Below are 1,141 nucleotides of genomic sequence, written 5' to 3' on the forward strand. Positions count from 1 at the left end.
ACAAGATAGAGGTAAACCAAAGCACAATAGCCAACCTTGCATCGTGCGTTATCATCCGCAACTCCGAGAAGTGGCTGCCGTACCTTACCAAATGGCTTGTTGCAGTGGTTGCCAACGCTATGGACAACCGTGAATGCCGTAACCATACCTGCCTTGTACTGACAGGGGAACAAGGAAAGTTCAAGACCACCTTTCTTGATTTGCTTTGTCCGCCTGCGCTTAAAGGTTACAGCTACACAGGAAAAATATATCCGCAGGAGAAGGACACACTTACTTATATCGGTCAGAACCTTATCGTAAACATCAACGACCAGCTCAAAGCCCTCAACAAGCGTGATGAGAATGAACTCAAGAACCTTATTACCTGTCCGATGGTTAAATACCGTATGCCTTACGACAAGTATGTGGAGGAACACTCGCACTTGGCGAGTTTCGTGGCATCGGTAAACGGCAATGATTTCTTGACCGACCCGACAGGAAGCAGACGTTTCCTGCCCTTTGAGGTACTTGCCATCGACATTGAACGAGCAAAGGAAATTTCTATGGATGCCGTCTATACCGAAGCGAAAGCCTTGTTAAACGCAGGCTTTCGATATTGGTTTAACGATGAAGAAATCACGGAACTCTACAAGGAGAGTGAGGACTTCCAAGTACAGACCGCAGAAATGGAACTACTATTACGCTGTTTTGAAAAGCCAACAGAGGACAATCCTCATTGTGCTTACATGACCACTACCGAAATACTCGCTTATTTAGGTGTTTATACGCATCAACCTTTGACACTCAAACGTATGGGCGAAGCACTCAAAAGAGCTGGCTTTGAAAAGGTAAGCAAGAGGCGTGAGGGTTGTAATCCTGTCTATGTGTATAAGATTAGGAAAATCCATCCTTGCCCATTGGTAAATAGTTGTAGTAGTTTGATGTAGTAGCGTATGTAGTATAGTTGTTTACTACAACTCATACCTGAATGTCAATCACTTACAATCAAAATATATGTAGTAAGAAGAAAGTGAAAAAAGTTTTCTGGGGAAAAACTTTAGGAAACGAAAAAGAATAAATGAAGTTTGCCCTATCAGCATAATCAAAATATAATCCGATATTAAAATCAGAATAAATAAATTTTCAACCAAATAATTATAAT

The 1,141-nt window shown here is 41.5% G+C and carries 1 protein-coding gene; it reads left to right on the plus strand.

The genetic code is table 11. The features are described 5' to 3' along the window. On the plus strand, nucleotides 1–926 hold a 926-nt coding region (locus HMPREF9018_RS06995), incomplete at its 5' end, for a VapE domain-containing protein (RefSeq protein ID WP_008449846.1). Between the last annotated feature and the right edge of the window lie 215 nt (nucleotides 927–1,141).

This window comes from Prevotella amnii CRIS 21A-A, from assembly GCF_000177355.1.
Classification (GTDB): domain Bacteria; phylum Bacteroidota; class Bacteroidia; order Bacteroidales; family Bacteroidaceae; genus Prevotella; species Prevotella amnii.